Source organism: Streptomyces sp. NPDC089915 (assembly GCF_040684675.1).
In the GTDB taxonomy this organism is placed as follows: domain Bacteria; phylum Actinomycetota; class Actinomycetes; order Streptomycetales; family Streptomycetaceae; genus Streptomyces.
Map to the genome: position 1 here is coordinate 1 of NZ_JBFBGN010000052.1, position 15,227 is coordinate 15,227.

Below are 15,227 nucleotides of genomic sequence, written 5' to 3' on the forward strand. Positions count from 1 at the left end.
CGGGCGGTTCCGGGCCCGGAACCGCCCGCCCGCCGGGTCAGCGCCGCTCGCTCGGGACGACCACCCGCAGCGCCGGCGAGGCCAGGACGTCCCGCTCGCAGAACCGCGAGGTCACCCACCGCTCCCGCGAGAACAGCCGGGTCTGGTCCGCGTGGAACGGCGAGGTGGGATCCGCCGACTGGCTGTACGTCAGCACCGTGCGCGCCACCGGGCAGCGGCTGCCGTCCCAGCCGACCGCCTGGATGTGGCTGGAGCCGTGGACCACCTCCGCGTAACCGCCGGCCGCCGCGTTCCACGGCGCCTCGATCTTGTTCCACACGCCGAGGGCCTCCGTACCGCCGCCCACCGGCAGCCGCCGCCCGTCGCGCACCACGAACTGGTGCTCGCCCAGCGGCGCGTCCAGCGCGATCCCGGCCGCCCGCAGCTCGGCGACCGTGTCCGCGAGGGCCCGGCCGACGCCGGGGGCCGCCCGGTTCAGCGTCCGGGGGGTGCGCACCGGATCGGCCGCCGAGAACGGCACCAGCCACAGCTCCCGCGCCGGCGTCGAGGCCGTCAGCCGCCGCCAGAACCGGTCGAACAGCAGCGCGCCCCGGCTCGTGGAGTCCGCCGTACGGTCCCAGCCCGCCAGCACCCCGCAGGCCGCCGACACGTCCACCGCCCCGCCGTCGCTCCCCGTCGCGCTCCCGCCGGGCAGCTCCGCGCAGGCCCGCGCCGCGTCGGCGGCCGCCAGGTCCCCGGCCGGGACCCGGTCGGCGTACTGCTGGCGCTGCAGGTCGCCCACCGTCAGCCGGCCCCGAGCGGCCATCGCCGACACGTCCTCCAGCGCCCCGCGCGTACGCGTCGAGCGCGGGGCGGAGACATCGCCCCAGACCCGCTCGTAGCCCGTCAGCGGCCGGTCCGCGTTGGCCAGCCAGGCGCTGTCGTTGGAGTTCTCCGCGTACGGGGCGTCCCGCAGCACCGGCGCCCGGCCCGGGCCGAACACCCCCGGCTGCACGGCGTCCGGGTCGGAGCCGAGGGCGCAGTCGCCGCGCGAGCCGTCCAGGACCGCCAGCCCCGACGCCGGATAGGTGGCCCGGCCCAGCGGGGTGGAGCAGCGGGCCGCGAGCTCGTCGGTGATCCGGGGGAGCACCTGGGACTGGGTGAAGAGGGTGCCGCCGGCCGAGTCGGCGGCCACCGTGTTGACCCAGGGCAGCCCCTGGGTGCGCCGCAGCGCGTCCTGGATCCCTGCGACCGAGCCGGCCCGGGCCAGGGCCAGAGCGGTGTCGGAGCCGCGCAGGTTGACCGCGTTCGGGTCGTTCAGCGCGTAGGCCTCCGCGCCCGTCCACGGCAGCGGCAGCCCGGGGCCCAGGGTGGTGACCACCGGCCCGTACCGGGTCCACCACTGGCCGCGGGTGACCGGGGCCCCGCCCGCCACCTCGACGGTCACCCTCCGCTCCGTCATCCGCTCCGGCTTCCCGTCGACCAGGTAGGCCGTCGGGTCGCCCGGAACGAGCGACAGCCGGTGCACGCTGACCGGGGTCCCGGTGGCCACCGTGTGGCTCCACGCCACCTTCTCGGTGAAGCCGATGTTCACCACCGGCGTGCCGAGCAGCGAGGCGCCCGAGACGTTCAGCTCGCCCGGGATCGTCTGCTGCGCCTGCCAGAACCGGCGCCCGCCCTGCCACGGGTAGTGCGGGTTGCCGAGCAGCAGGCCCCGGCCGTTGGCGGTGGTGGAGCCGGCGAAGGCCACCGCGTTGGAGCCCATGTCGTAGCGGGAGGTGTCGAACAGCCGGCGGGCGGCCTCGGCGGCGGCGCCGGGATCCGGCCCGTCGGCATCCGGCCCGCCGGGGACGGCCGTCCGGGCGGCCGGACCCGGCCCGGGCGGCAGCGCCGCCGTGATCCCGTCCACCGCGCGCCCCTGCCCGCCGAGCACCGACACGGCCAGGGCGCGCGCGGCGACGTCGGTGGCGGTGACCGGGCGCACCCAGGCGGCGCCCGCGCAGGCGGGGTCGGTGATCCGGTTCTGGGCGAGCCAGGCGTCGTACCCGGCGGCCCAGCCGCGCATCAGCTCCCGCAGCGGTCCGCTGGGGCCGGCCGGAGCGGGGGCGGCCAGCAGCCGCTCCACCGTGCCGGACTCCCGTACGCCCTTGAAGTACAGGTCGCTGGAGAGGTTCCGGGAGGCCGAGGAGAGCGAGTAGTCGGTCGCGGCGTCGGGGCCGAACCAGCGGGAACGCTCCCCGGACACCGTCACGAACCCGTCCGCGAGCACGCAGACCTGGTCGGCCGCCTGGGCCCAGCCGGTGCCGAAGCCCAGCCGCGCGTAATCGCGGGCCCATATGTGCGGGATGCCGTTCTCGGTGTACCGGATGACGGCCGACAGCCCGCCGCCCCGGACTGAGGAGTCCTCCGGGCCGGCGGCTCCCGCCTGGGGCGCGGCGGCCGTCGCGGTGAGCAGCGCGGCCCCGGCGACGGCGAGCCGGCGCAGCAGCCGGCGGGCTCGGGGCGGACCGTGTAACGCGTGCACTGTGTCTCCCAAGTGGCATGAGGGCGGGCGGGGTTGCCGGTGCGGCGGATGGTGCCCGCGTGACTGACACTCATGCAGCCGGCCCGACGGCCTGTCAACAACGCCGTACCCGCCCGTCCGCCGCGCCGATCTTGACCCCGGCCGCGCGGCGGGGCGAGGATCGCGCCATGACGGCAGTACGGCACCACACGGTCGACGGGCTCGTACGGGCCGCCGCGCGGCGGCACCCCGACCGGACCGCCCTGCGCTACCGGCAGCGGACCTGGACCTACGGGGAACTCGACGCGGCGGTCTCCACCGGCGCCGCCGTCCTGCGGCAGCGCTACGGGCTGGCCCCCGGCGACCGGGTCGCGGCCTTCGCCCACAACTCCGACGCCTACCTGATCGCCTTCCTCGCCTGCGCCCGGGCCGGGCTCACCCACGTCCCCGTCAACCAGAACCTCACCGGCGGGGACCTCGCGCACATCCTGCGCGACTGCGCGGGCGCCCTGGTCCTGGCCGACCCCGGCCTGGTGGACCGGATCCCCGCCGGTCAGCCCGTACGGGCGCTGCGCGACGCCCCCGGCTCCTTCCTGGAGGAGCTGGCCGAACCCCTGCCCCACGAGCCCTCCGCCGACCCCGCCGCCGTGGTGCAGCTGCTGTACACCTCGGGGACCACGGCCCTGCCCAAGGGCGCGATGATGACGCACCGGGCGCTGGCCCACGAGTACGAGAGCGCCATCGCCGCCCTGGACCTGGCGGAGGGGGACCGCCCGGTCCACTCGCTGCCGCTGTACCACTCCGCGCAGATGCACGTGTTCCTGCTGCCGTACCTGGCGGTGGGCGCGGACAACACCGTCCTGGACGGGCCGGTAGCCGAGGAGGTCTTCGACCTGGTGGAGGCGGGCCGGGCGGACAGCCTGTTCGCGCCGCCGACCGTGTGGATCGCCCTGGCCGGCCACCCTCAGTTCGGGGAGCGGGAGCTCGGCAACCTGCGCAAGGCCTACTACGGGGCCTCGGTCATGCCGGTCCCGGTCCTGGAGCGGCTGCGGGAGCGGCTGCCGGGGCTGGCGTTCTACAACTGCTTCGGGCAGAGCGAGATCGGCCCGCTGGCCACCGTGCTGGGGCCGGACGAGCACGAGGGGCGGCTGGAGTCCTGCGGGCGGCCGGTGCCGCACGTGGAGGCCAAGGTGGTCGACGAGGCCGGGGCGGAGGTCCCGGACGGCACGGCGGGCGAGGTGGTGTACCGGTCGCCGCAGCTGTGCCTGGGCTACTGGAACGACCCCGAGGCCACCCGCGCGGCCTTCCGGGACGGCTGGTTCCGCTCCGGCGACCTCGCCGTACGGGACGCCGAGGGCTACTTCACCGTCGTCGACCGGGTCAAGGACGTCATCAACTCCGGCGGGGTGCTCGTGGCCTCACGGCAGGTGGAGGACGTGCTCTACACCCATCCGGGCGTGGCCGAGGCGGCCGTCGTGGGGCTGCCCGACGAGCGGTGGATCGAGGCCGTCACGGCCGTCGTCGTTCCCCGCGGGGAGGTCACGGAGGCCGAGCTGATGGCCTACGCCCGCGAGCGGCTCGCCCACTTCAAGGCCCCCAAGCGGGTGCTGTTCGCGGAGGCCCTGCCGCGCAACGCCAGCGGCAAGATCCTCAAGCGGGAGCTCCGCGACCGCCTCGGCGACTCGTGACACCCCGCCGGCCGGGCCCCGCGGGACGCGGGACCCGGCCGGCGGGCGGCGGCGCCGGTCAGGCGTCGAAGTCGGTGCCCCGGCTGACGGACTCCCAGGTACGGGCCTCCTCGCGGCCGGCGTCCCCGTGGGCGAGGATCGCGTCGAGGGCGTCGTTGCCCAGGGCGAGCCGCAGCGGGGTCTCCTCGGCGTCCAGCGCGGCCAGGATCGCGGCGGCCGCCTTGACCGGGTCACCGGGCTGCCTGCCGTCGCTGCCGGGCAGGCCGGTGCGGACCGCGCCGACGGTGTCCGCGTACGCGGGCAGGACGGCGGCCGACTGCTGGAGCGCCGCTCCGCCCGCGAAGCCGGTACGGAAGGACCCGGGTTCCACGATCAGCGTCTTGATCCCGTAGGGCGCGACCTCGCCGCGCAGCGCCTCGGTGAGGCCCTCCAGGGCGAACTTCGTCGCCGAGTAGGCGCCGACGCCCGGGAAGGACAGCCGCCCGCCCATGCTGCTCATCTGCACGATCGCCCCGGACTTGCGCTCGCGCATGTGCGGCAGCACGGCGCGGATCAGCGTGACCGGGCCGAAGAAGTGCAGCTCCATCAGATCGCGGAGCTCGGCCTCGGAGGTCTCCTCGACCGCTCCGATCAGCCCCCGGCCGGCGTTGTTGACGAGGACGTCGATCCGGCCGAACCGCTCCACGGCCGCGGCGACGAGCTCCTCCGCCCGCGCCGTGTCCGTCACGTCCGCCGCGACCGGTACGAGCCGGCCCGGGTGGGCGGCCGCCAGGCCGTCGAGCGCGGCGGGCCGGCGGGCCGCCGCGACGACCGTGTCACCGGCCGCGAGCGCGGCCTCCGCCAGCGTCCGTCCGAAGCCCGACGTGGCTCCGGTGATCAGCCATACCCGCCCGGCGCCGAGATCCTGCGCAGACATCAATCCCCCTGATATCAAACGGTGTTGTGGGTGGTGCAGGCGTGATCCTGCCATGTTCCCGCCCGCCGGGCTCACTCCTGTCCCGGATCGTGGGAAGGGTCCTCGCCGGAACGCAGGACTCCGCCGGCCCGCAGCCGCCGCAGCGTGAGGTGCTCGTGGACCAGGCGGCCCACCAGCGCCCCGCCGTAGACGACGAAGCCGACGCCGACCAGCCAGGACTGGACGACCAGCAGCGTCCCGAACGGGCCGTACGTCACCGCGTTCGAGGCGATCAGCGGGGAGAACACGAGCTGGGAGAAGACCCGCAGGCCCAGCAGGCCGACGCTGGTCGCCACGGCCCCGGGGAACAGCGCGGCCCAGCGCACCCGCCCGCCCAGCAGCAGCCGGCCGGAGCTCCAGAAGAACAGGCAGGTGCCGACCAGGTCGCTGACGGTGCCGAGGGCCGCCCCCGCCGTGTCCGCGGAGGGTGCGGGGATCCCGACGAGCAGCGCCAGGTAGCAGACCAGCAGGGCGAGCCACACCACGTGCCGCCACATGGTGTGCCAGCGGGCCGTCGGCAGGTCCCACACCTTCTCGTAGCCGGTCTGCACGGCGGAGCCGAAGGTCAGCCCGAACACCGCGAGGGCGGCCAGCCCGAAGGCGGTGGTCCGCTCCAGCGCCAGGTCCGCCGCCCCGAACAGCATCTCGACCTTGGCGCGGGAGGACGCGGTGACCCCGAGCGCCTGCCCCAGCCAGCGGCCGAAGCCCGACCCGCTGCCCGGCGCGGCCGCCGCCACGACCACCAGCAGCGGCACCAGGGTGAGGAACCCGAGGGCGGCGAAGCCCATCGCCCGGTGCATCAGCTCGATCTCGCGGCCGCGGCTCCAGGCCAGCCCGACGGGCGAGGCCAGTAACCGGTCGTGCAGCTGCCGGAGGGTCGAGGTCACACCCCATCCCCTACCCGGGCCGGCCCGGCCGGTCCCGCACGCCGCGCCGAAGTGGGGCCGAAGGGGTGGCGCCGCCGGCCGCGTCTCAGCCCTGCGCGGTGTCCTCCCCGATCCCGCGTAGGTCCTTCACCCGCTTGATCTTGCCGACCGAGCGCTCCAGGCTCTCCGGCTCCACCACCTCCACCCCCACGGACACCCCGGCCCCCTCCTTCACCGACCGCGCCAGCTCCGCGGCCGCCGCCCGCCGCTGCCCGGCATCGGCCTCCCGGCGCGCCTCCACCCGTACGGTGAGGACGTCCATCCGCCCCTCGCGGGTCAGCCGCAGCTGGAAGTGCGGGGCCAGCGCGGGGATGCGCAGGAGTATCTCCTCGATCTGGGTCGGGTAGAGGTTCACCCCGCGCACGATGAGCATGTCGTCGCTGCGGCCGGTCACCTTCTCCATCCGGCGGAACGCGGGCCGCGCCGTCCCCGGCAGCAGCCGCGTCAGGTCCCGGGTGCGGTAGCGGATCAGGGGCATGGCCTCCTTGGTGAGGGAGGTGAACACCAGCTCGCCGAGCTCGCCGTCCGGCAGCACCGCCCCGGTCAGCGGGTCGATCACCTCGGGGTAGAAGTGGTCCTCCCAGATGTGCAGCCCGTCCTTGTGCGAGGCGAACTCCTGGGCCACGCCCGGGCCCATCACCTCCGACAGGCCGTAGATGTCGACGGCGTCGATGCCGAGCCGGTCCTCGATCTCGCGGCGCATCTCCTCGGTCCAGGGCTCCGCGCCGAAGACCCCGGTCCGCAGGGAGGTCGAGCGCGGGTCGACGCCCTGGCGCTCCATCTCGTCGAGCAGGGTGAGCATGTAGGAGGGGGTCACCATGATGACCTCCGGCCGGAGGTCCTGGATGAGTCTGACCTGGCGGTCCGTCATGCCCCCGGAGGCGGGGACGACCGTACAGCCCAGCCGCTCGGCCCCGTAGTGGGCGCCCAGGCCGCCCGTGAACAGGCCGTACCCGTAGGCGATGTGGACCATCTGCCCGGGCCGGGCGCCCGCCGCGCGCAGCGACCGCGCGACCACGTCGGCCCAGGCCGCGAGGTCCCCGTCCGTGTAGCCCACCACCGTGGGCCGGCCGGTGGTGCCGCTGGAGGCGTGCAGCCGGCGGACGTCGGGGCGGGGGACGGCGAACATCCCGAAGGGGTACTGGGCGCGCAGGTCGGCCTTGGTGGTGAGCGGGAAGAGCGCGAGGTCGGCCAGTGAGCGGCAGTCGTCGGGGTGGACGCCCGCCTTGTCGAAGGCCTCCTGGTAGAAGGGCACGCGGTCGTAGACCCGGTGCAGGGTCGCCCGCAGCCGCTTGAGCTGGAGCGCGGCCAGCTCGTCGGGGCCGAGCCGCTCCCCCTCGTCGCCGAAGTCACCCTGATCGTCGCGTTCCGTGTACGCCGCCATCGCCGTCACCTCATCCAGGACCAACCCGCAGGACCAACCCGTCCAACCGAACGTTCATTCGGTAGATTGCCGGACCCCGACCGGCAAATCAATGACTCGAACGAGTGATCGTCTGATGGGATGGGCCCATGCATGTATTCACCACGTACGACGGGACCGAACTCGCCTACCACGTCCAGGGTGACGGTGAGCCGCTGATCTGCCTGCCGGGCGGGGCCATGCGGGCCTCCCGCTACCTCGGCGACCTCGGCGGACTGGCCGCCGGGCGCCGGCTGATCCGGCTCGACCTGCGCGGCACGGGCGGCTCCGCGGTACCGGCGGACGAGTCCACGTACCGCGTCGACCACCAGGTCGCGGACGTGGAGGCGCTCCGCGTCCACCTGGGCCTGGAGCGCGTGGACGTCCTCGGCCACTCGGCGGCCGGAAACCTCGCCATGATGTACGCGGCCGCACACCCCGAACGGGTGGGCCGCCTGGTCCTGGTCACCCCCACCACCTGGGCGGTGGGCCTCGACATCACCCCCGAGCAGCGCCTGCGGGCCGCCCGGCTGAGGGCGGGGAGCGAGCCGTACGACACGGCGATCGAGGCCTACGGGCGGATCCTGGCCGGCACGGGCGCCGAGGCGGACTGGGGCCTCACCGCGCCGCTCTTCCACGGGCGCTGGGACGAGGCGGCCCGCGCCCATCAGGCGGCGGGGGCGGAGCAGCGCAACGAGAAGGCCTCACTGGCCTTCGCCGGCGAGGGCGCCTTCGACCCGCCCGCCACCCGCGCCGCCCTGGAGGGGTTCACCCGGGAGGTCCTGGTCCTGGCGGGCGAGCTGGACGGCACCCCGCCGCCGGAGGTGGCGACGGAACTCGCGGCCCTCTTCCCCGCCGGCGTCCTCGCCGTCCAGCCCGGCGCCGCCCACTTCCCCTGGCTGGACGACGCCCCCGCCTTCGCCGCCCGCGTCGAACGCTTCCTGACCACGGGAGCCTGACGACACCGCCGCCCCGGGCCCTCGGGCACCCCGTCGGCCCGGCCGACGGGGCACCCCGTCGCCCCGGCCGAGGGGGCTCCATGCCGGCCGGGGCGCCGGGCCGCGGTCAGGCGCCCGCGTCCGCCTCGGTGGCCACCGCCTTCGCCCAGCGGTAGTCCGCCTTGCCGCTCGGCGAGCGCTGGACGGACGGGGTGATCACCAGCTGGCGCGGGATCTTGTACCCCGCCAGCCGGGTCCGGCAGTGCGCCTGGATCTCCTCCAGCGTGGGCTCCGGGGCGCCCGCCCGGACCTGGACCACGGCCGCCACGTGACTGCCCCAGGTCGGGTCCGGGACGCCCGCGACCAGGGCGTCGTACACGTCCGGATGGGACTTCAGCGCCTGCTCGACCTCCTCCGGGTACACCTTCTCGCCGCCGGTGTTGATGCACTGCGAGCCGCGCCCGAGAACGGTGACGATCCCCTCCTCGTCGACCGTCGCCATGTCACCGAGGAGCACCCACCGCTCCTCGCCCTTCCGGAAGAAGGTCTCCGCGGTCTTCACCGGGTCGTTGTAGTACCCCAGCGGGACGTGCCCGCGCTGGGCGAGGCGCCCGGGGACGCCCACCGCCACCGGCTCGTGCGTCACCGGATCCACCACCTGCGTACGGTCGTTGACCTGGAGCCGGAAGCCCTTCTCCGGGCCGGAGTCGTCCGTGGCCCGCCCGTTCGAACCCGACTCGGACGAGCCGAAGTTGTTCAGCAGCACCACGTTCGGCACCAGCCGCTGGAACTCCGCGCGCACCGACTCCGACATGATCGCCCCCGACGAGGAGACGCTGAACAGCGAGGACAGGTCCGTCCCCCGCAGCGGCCCGTTCAGCGCGTCGATCAGCGGCCGGAGCATCGCGTCGCCGACCAGCGACACGCTCGACACCCGCTCCTTCTCGATGGTGCGCAGCACCTCCTCGGGCGCGTACTTGCGGTGGATCACCACCCGCTGCCCGTAGTTGAAGGCGATGAACGAGGTCAGGGTGGAGGTGCCGTGCATCAGCGGGGGAGCCGGGAAGAAGGTCAGCCCCGCCCCCCGGGCGGCGACCCGCTCCGCCAGCTCCTCCGGCCGCTTGACGGGCTCCCCCGAGGGCTCGCCGCCGAACAGCCCGGCGAAGAACAGGTCCTCGGCCCGCCACATGACCCCCTTGGGCATGCCGGTCGTCCCGCCGGTGTAGATGATGAACAGGTCGTCGGGGCTGCGCGGCGGGAACCCGCGCTCCGGGGAGCCCGCCGCCTCGGCGTCCGCGTACGCCACGGGCGCGATCGCCGGCTCCCGCGCCCCCGGCGGGGTGGGGCCGACCCGGACCAGGTGGCGCAGCCCCGGGGTCTGGGGGAGCGCGGCCGCGACCCGTTCGGTGAACTCGCCCTCGAAGACGAGCGCGGCGAGGTCGGCGTCGTTGTAGAGGTAGACCAGCTCCTCCTCCACGTACCGGTAGTTGACGTTCACCGGCACCAGCCGGGCCTTCAGGCAGGCCAGGACGGTCTGCAGGTACTCGACCCCGTTGTAGAGGTGCAGCCCCACGTGCTCTCCGGGGGCCAGGCCGCTGTCCGCGAGGTGGTGCGCGACGCGGTTCGCCGCCGCGTCCAGCTGCGCGTACGTCAGGCGGCGCTCGGCGCCGGTCCCGGGGTGGTCCACGTACACCAGTGCCTCGCGGTCGGGGACCACGTCCACGACCGATTCGAACAGGTCGGCAAGGTTGTACTCCACCGTTCCTCCTCCTGACCCGGACCGGGCGGCCGGTCTGCTCGGCGGTCATTAGAGCGTCGCCCGGCGCAACTGGGAAGGGCGCGCGCAAGAAAACTGACTGGCCGTCAGAAAACCCTTGTACTGCACCCGGCCCTCCTGCAACCTGTTCTAGGTCTCGAGACGGGAGGACGGCAATGGGTGGGACGGAACACCTCACCGTGGACCGGCACGGCGCCACGCTGGTGCTCACCATGAACAGGCCGGAGGCGAAGAACGCGCTCTCGCTTCCGCTGCTCGTGGGGCTGTACGACGGCTGGCTGGAGGCGGACGCGGACGACGGGATCCGCTCGGTGGTCCTCACGGGCGCGGGCGGGGACTTCTGCGCCGGCATGGACCTCAAGGCGCTGGCCGGGAAGGGGATGGCGGGCGACCACTACCGGGAGCGGCTCAAGGCCGATCCCGACCTCCACTGGAAGGCGATGCTCCGTCACCACCGGCCGCGCAAACCGGTGATCGCGGCGGTGGAGGGCTACTGCGTGGCGGGCGGCACCGAGATCCTCCAGGGCACCGACATCCGCGTCGCCGGGGCCGGGGCCACCTTCGGGCTGTTCGAGGTCAAGCGGGGGCTGTTCCCCATCGGCGGCTCCACGGTGCGGCTGCCCCGGCAGATCCCGCGCACGCACGCGCTGGAGATGCTGCTGACGGGACGGCCCTACTCGGCCGAGGAGGCGGAGCGGATCGGGCTCGTGGGACGGGTGGTGCCTTCGGGGACGGCGCTGGAGGCGGCGCTGGAGATCGCCGAACGGGTCAACGCGTGCGGGCCGCTGGCCGTCGAGGCGGTGAAGGCCTCCGTCTACGAGACGGCGGAGATGGCGGAGGAGGAGGGACTCGCGGCCGAACTGGCCCGGGGCTGGCCGGTCTTCGACACCGCCGACGCGAAGGAGGGGGCGCGGGCCTTCGCGGAGCGGCGTCCGCCGGTCTTCCGGCGGGCCTGACGGTCCCTCGCGGGGGCGCGGCGTCCCTGCGGGGCCGTTCCCCTACCCACCCTTCCCCCGTTCCCCGGAGCTGCGCCCCGGACCCCGGCGGGGCTGCGCCCCGGACCCCGGCGGGGCTGCGCCCCGGACCCCCCTGGGGTTGCGCCCCGAACCTCTTGGGGTTGTGCCCCGGACCCCGACGGGGCTGAGCCCCGACCCCCTTGGGGTTGCGCCCAAGACCCCCGACGGGCTTGTGCCCCAGACCCCTTGGGGCTGAGCCCCGGACCCCGTCGGGGCCCGCCCCCGGCCCCGGGGGTGGCCGGACCCCTCGCGGCCGCGCCCCCCGTATCCGTACCTTCCGAGCATCGGAGACCACCCATGACAGCAGCCGCGTCCCCGCCCGAGGTGCTGCGTGCGCCCCTCGTGGTCGAGTTCCCCTTCACCCGGTCCCTCGGGCCCGTCCAGAGCGCCTTCCTCACCGGGCTGCGCGAAGGCGTCGTCCTCGGGGTCCGGACCTCCGCCGGGGCGGTGATGGTGCCGCCCGTCGAGTACGACCCCGTCACCGCCGACGAGCTCCGCGAGCTCGTCGAGGTCGCGCCCACCGGGACCGTCACCACCTGGGCCTGGAACGGCGAACCCCGCCCCCAGCAGCCCCTCGCCGCCCCCTTCGCCTGGGTGCTGGTCCGGCTCGACGGCGCCGACACCGCCCTCCTGCACGCCCTCGACGCCCCCGGCCCCGAAGCCGTCCGCACCGGTATGCGGGTGCGCGTCCGCTGGGCGGCCGAACGCACCGGCGCCATCACCGACATCGCCTGCTTCGAGCCCTACGAGGACGACGAGCCCGACGAAAACGACGGGCGGCGCGCCAGCGCCGTTCCGCACGACGGGGTCTTCGACGAGCCCGTCACCGGCATCGTCGCCGAGGCCCGGCTGGACTACACGTACAGCCCCGGCCGCGCCCAGACCGCCTACATCAACGCCCTCTCCGAGCGCCGCACCGTCGGCGAGCGCTGCCCCTCCTGCCACAAGGTCTACGTCCCCCCGCGCGGCGCCTGCCCCACCTGCGGGGTCGCCACCACCGACCGGGTGGAGGTCGGCCCCGCCGGCACCGTCACCACCTTCTGCATCGTCAACATCAAGGCGAAGAACCTCGACATCGAGGTGCCGTACGTGTACGCCCACATCGCCCTCGACGGCGCCGGCCTCGCCCTCCACGGCCGGATCGGCGGCATCCCCTACGACCGGGTCCGCATGGGCCTGCGCGTCGAACCGGTGTGGACCGAGGGCGGCCGCTACCCCGACCACTACCGCCCCACCGGCGAACCGGACGCGGACTACGACGCGTACAAGGAGCTCATCTGATGCCCAGGACGAGCAGGCACGCGCGCGAGGTGGCCGTCGTCGCCTTCGCCCAGAGCGACCACCTGCGCCGCACCGACGAACTCAGCGAAGTCGAGATGGTCATGCCGGTCCTGCACCGGGTGCTGGCCGCCACCGGCCTGAAGACCGGCGAGATCGGCTTCACCTGCTCCGGCTCCAGCGACTACCTCGCCGGCCGGGCCTTCTCCTTCACCATGACCCTCGACGGCGTCGGCGCCTGGCCGCCGATCTCCGAGTCCCACGTGGAGATGGACGGCGCCTGGGCGCTCTACGAGGCCTGGGTCAAGATCCAGACCGGCGAGGCCGACACCGCGCTCGTCTACGCGTACGGGAAGTCCTCCCCGGGCTCCGTCCGCGACGTCCTCACCCGCCAGCTCGACCCGTACTACCTCGCCCCCCTCTGGCCCGACTCCGTCGCCCTGGCCGCCCTCCAGGCGCGGGCGCTCATCGACGCCGGGGAGACAGACGAACGGGCCCTCGCCGCCATCGGCGCCCGCAGCCGGGCCGACGCCGCCGCCAACCCACACGCCCAGCTCCGCGGCGCCGTCCCGCAGGGCGGCTACCAGGTCGCGCCCCTGCGCACCGGGGACTGCCCGCCCATCGGAGACGGGGCGGCCGCCGTCGTCCTCGCCGCCGGGGACACCGCCCGCCGGCTGTGCGAGCGGCCCGCCTGGATCACCGGGATCGACCACCGCATCGAGGCCCACGCCCTGGGCCTGCGCGACCTGACCGACTCCCCGTCCACCCGCACCGCCGCCGAGCGGGCCGGCCTCTTCGACGCCCCCGTGGACACCGCCGAACTGCACGCGCCGTTCTCCTCCCAGGAGGTCGTCCTGCGCAAGGCGCTCGGCCTCGGCGACGAGGTCGCCGTCAACCCCTCCGGCGGCGCCCTCGCCGCCAACCCCGTCATGGCCGCCGGCCTGATCCGCATCGGCGAGGCCGCCGCCCGGATCCACCGCGGGGAGTCCGACCGGGCCGTCGCCCACGCCACCTCCGGCCCCTGCCTCCAGCAGAACCTGGTCGCCGTCCTGGAAGGGGACCGAGCATGAGCGGATCGGACGCGTCCGGCAAGGAGCCGGTGGCCGTCGTCGGAGTCGGCCAGACCAAGCACGTCGCCGCCCGCCACGACGTCTCCCTCGCCGGCCTGGTCCGCGAGGCCGCCGTCCGCGCCCTCGCCGACGCGGAACTGACCTGGGCGGACATCGACGCCGTCGTCATCGGCAAGGCCCCCGACTTCTTCGAGGGCGTCATGATGCCGGAGCTCTACCTCGCCGACGCCCTCGGCGCCGCCGGCAAGCCGATGCTCCGCGTGCACACGGCCGGATCGGTCGGCGGTTCCACGGCGCTCGTCGCCGCCAACCTGGTCGCCGCCCGCGTCCACCGCACCGTCCTGACCCTGGCCTTCGAGAAGCAGTCCGAGTCGAACGCCATGTGGGGCCTCTCCCTCCCCGTCCCCTTCCAGCAGCCGCTGCTGGCCGGGGCCGGCGGGTTCTTCGCCCCGCACGTGCGCGCCTACATGCGGCGCACCGGCGCGCCCGACACGGTGGGCTCGCTGGTGGCCTACAAGGACCGGCGCAACGCGCTGAAGAACCCGTACGCGCACCTGCACGAGCACGACATCACCCTGGAGAAGGTCCAGGCCTCGCCCATGCTCTGGGACCCGATCCGCTACTCCGAGACCTGCCCCTCCTCGGACGGGGCCTGCGCCATGGTCCTCACCGACCGGGCGGGCGCGGCCCGTTCGCCCCGGCCCCCGGCCTGGGTGCACGGCGGCGCGATGCGCAGCGAGCCCACCCTCTTCGCGGGCAAGGACTTCGTCTCCCCGCAGGCCGGCAAGGACTGCGCCGCCGACGTCTACCGGCAGGCCGGGATCACCGACCCGCGCCGGGAGATCGACGCGGTCGAGATGTACGTCCCGTTCTCCTGGTACGAGCCCATGTGGCTGGAGAACCTGGGCTTCGCCCAGGAGGGCGAGGGCTGGAAGCTCACCGAGGCCGGGGTCACCGAACTCGACGGCGACCTCCCCGTCAACCCCTCCGGCGGCGTCCTGTCCACCAACCCGATCGGCGCCTCCGGCATGATCCGCTTCGCCGAGGCGGCCCTCCAGGTCCGCGGCCTGGCCGGGGAACACCAGGTCCCGGACGCGCGGCGGGCCATGGGACACGCGTACGGGGGCGGCTCCCAGTTCTTCGCGATGTGGCTGGTGGGGTCCGAGCGGCCGGGCGGCTGAACGGACCGCGGGCACCGCACCGGCCACGGGCGACGGACCGGGGTCTGTGCGGCACCCGCAGCGATGGCTACCCTGGCCCCCCGACGACGACGTACCGGGAGGAGCAGGCAGATGGCCGAGAGCACGACCGCGCGGACCCTCGCCGAGCGGGTCAGGCCCCAGCTCGATCTCAGCGGGGCGGACTGGCAGCCGAGCAGCCGGGGCGAGGGAGACCTCCAGGTCGCCTTCGTGGAGGGCTTCATCGCGATGCGCGACGGCGAGCGCCCCGGCGACCCGTCACTGGTCTTCGCCCCCAACGGATGGCGCAAGTTCGTCCTGGGCGCCCGGGCCGGCCGCTTCGGCCCGGTCTGAGCACCGCGCCCCCGGTCCGCCGCCCCGCCCCGCCGCCCCGCCCCCCTCCGGGCCGGGGCGGCGGCGAGGTCCGGAAGAGAAGATCGGGTTCTTTCCCGATAGGGGCAGCCCCCGGGTCGTGCGCGGGCGTACGCTGATCCCCCGAACCGGCCTGGGGGGTACC

General features: G+C 74.7%; 12 protein-coding genes. 7 read left to right on the forward strand and 5 right to left on the reverse strand.

The genetic code is table 11. The annotated features are described in order from the left end of the window. Window positions 1–37: 37 nt before the first annotated feature. Window positions 38–2,503, reverse strand: coding sequence for a penicillin acylase family protein (locus AB0O29_RS17620; RefSeq protein WP_365152588.1), 2,466 nt, complete (start codon window positions 2,501–2,503; stop codon window positions 38–40). Window positions 2,504–2,670: 167 nt separating this feature from the next. Here AB0O29_RS17620 and AB0O29_RS17625 point away from each other — a divergent pair, with 167 nt between their 5' ends. Then, the gene (locus AB0O29_RS17625; RefSeq protein WP_365152590.1) at window positions 2,671–4,170 is read left to right on the forward strand and encodes a fatty acyl-CoA synthetase; all 1,500 of its coding nucleotides are present in this window, start codon (window positions 2,671–2,673) and stop codon (window positions 4,168–4,170) included. 58 nt (window positions 4,171–4,228) lie between these two features. Here AB0O29_RS17625 and AB0O29_RS17630 read toward each other — a convergent pair whose 3' ends face one another. From AB0O29_RS17630 to paaK, 3 genes are all read right to left on the reverse strand, one after another. Beyond that, window positions 4,229–5,086, reverse strand: a complete 858-nt coding sequence (locus AB0O29_RS17630; RefSeq protein WP_365152592.1) for an oxidoreductase — start codon at window positions 5,084–5,086, stop codon at window positions 4,229–4,231. A gap of 71 nt (window positions 5,087–5,157) precedes the next feature. Next, window positions 5,158–6,012, reverse strand: coding sequence for a YhjD/YihY/BrkB family envelope integrity protein (locus AB0O29_RS17635; RefSeq protein ID WP_365152594.1), 855 nt, complete (start codon window positions 6,010–6,012; stop codon window positions 5,158–5,160). Window positions 6,013–6,097: 85 nt separating this feature from the next. Beyond that, entirely contained in the window at window positions 6,098–7,435 is a 1,338-nt protein-coding gene (gene paaK, locus AB0O29_RS17640; protein WP_365152596.1) for a phenylacetate--CoA ligase PaaK, read from the reverse strand. A 128-nt stretch (window positions 7,436–7,563) separates the two neighbouring features. Here paaK and AB0O29_RS17645 point away from each other — a divergent pair, with 128 nt between their 5' ends. Beyond that, window positions 7,564–8,412 (forward strand): alpha/beta hydrolase, encoded by an 849-nt coding sequence (locus tag AB0O29_RS17645; protein WP_365152598.1) that lies wholly within the window; start codon window positions 7,564–7,566, stop codon window positions 8,410–8,412. 106 nt (window positions 8,413–8,518) lie between these two features. On the opposite strand, the gene AB0O29_RS17650 is transcribed toward AB0O29_RS17645, so the two are convergent. Then, window positions 8,519–10,150 (reverse strand): acyl-CoA synthetase, encoded by a 1,632-nt coding sequence (locus AB0O29_RS17650; protein WP_365152600.1) that lies wholly within the window; start codon window positions 10,148–10,150, stop codon window positions 8,519–8,521. A 173-nt stretch (window positions 10,151–10,323) separates the two neighbouring features. On the opposite strand from AB0O29_RS17650, the gene AB0O29_RS17655 reads away from it, so the two are divergent. The 5 genes from AB0O29_RS17655 (at window position 10,324) to AB0O29_RS17675 (ending at window position 15,064) form a co-directional block, all read left to right on the forward strand. Next, window positions 10,324–11,124 (forward strand): crotonase/enoyl-CoA hydratase family protein, encoded by an 801-nt coding sequence (locus tag AB0O29_RS17655; protein WP_365152602.1) that lies wholly within the window; start codon window positions 10,324–10,326, stop codon window positions 11,122–11,124. A 357-nt stretch (window positions 11,125–11,481) separates the two neighbouring features. Continuing rightward, window positions 11,482–12,465: an OB-fold domain-containing protein gene (locus tag AB0O29_RS17660; RefSeq protein WP_365152604.1), complete on the forward strand. Its 984-nt coding sequence runs from the start codon at window positions 11,482–11,484 to the stop codon at window positions 12,463–12,465. Next, entirely contained in the window at window positions 12,465–13,532 is a 1,068-nt protein-coding gene (locus AB0O29_RS17665; protein ID WP_365152606.1) for a thiolase domain-containing protein, read from the forward strand. Before AB0O29_RS17660 ends, AB0O29_RS17665 begins: the two co-directional genes overlap by 1 nt. Then, window positions 13,529–14,713, forward strand: a complete 1,185-nt coding sequence (locus AB0O29_RS17670) for a thiolase domain-containing protein (RefSeq protein ID WP_365152608.1) — start codon at window positions 13,529–13,531, stop codon at window positions 14,711–14,713. Before AB0O29_RS17665 ends, AB0O29_RS17670 begins: the two co-directional genes overlap by 4 nt. Window positions 14,714–14,824: 111 nt before the next feature. After that, window positions 14,825–15,064, forward strand: a complete 240-nt coding sequence (locus tag AB0O29_RS17675) for a DUF397 domain-containing protein (RefSeq protein ID WP_365152610.1) — start codon at window positions 14,825–14,827, stop codon at window positions 15,062–15,064. Window positions 15,065–15,227 lie beyond the last annotated feature (163 nt).

Coding starts and splice junctions, on each gene's coding strand:
- AB0O29_RS17625 (WP_365152590.1), top strand. CDS start 2,671: ATGACGGCAGTACGGCACCACACGGTCGACGGGCTCGTACGGGCCGCC.
- paaK (WP_365152596.1), bottom strand. CDS start 7,435: ATGGCGGCGTACACGGAACGCGACGATCAGGGTGACTTCGGCGACGAG.
- AB0O29_RS17630 (WP_365152592.1), bottom strand. CDS start 5,086: ATGTCTGCGCAGGATCTCGGCGCCGGGCGGGTATGGCTGATCACCGGA.
- AB0O29_RS17670 (WP_365152608.1), top strand. CDS start 13,529: ATGAGCGGATCGGACGCGTCCGGCAAGGAGCCGGTGGCCGTCGTCGGA.
- AB0O29_RS17660 (WP_365152604.1), top strand. CDS start 11,482: ATGACAGCAGCCGCGTCCCCGCCCGAGGTGCTGCGTGCGCCCCTCGTG.
- AB0O29_RS17675 (WP_365152610.1), top strand. CDS start 14,825: ATGGCCGAGAGCACGACCGCGCGGACCCTCGCCGAGCGGGTCAGGCCC.
- AB0O29_RS17665 (WP_365152606.1), top strand. CDS start 12,465: ATGCCCAGGACGAGCAGGCACGCGCGCGAGGTGGCCGTCGTCGCCTTC.
- AB0O29_RS17655 (WP_365152602.1), top strand. CDS start 10,324: ATGGGTGGGACGGAACACCTCACCGTGGACCGGCACGGCGCCACGCTG.
- AB0O29_RS17645 (WP_365152598.1), top strand. CDS start 7,564: ATGCATGTATTCACCACGTACGACGGGACCGAACTCGCCTACCACGTC.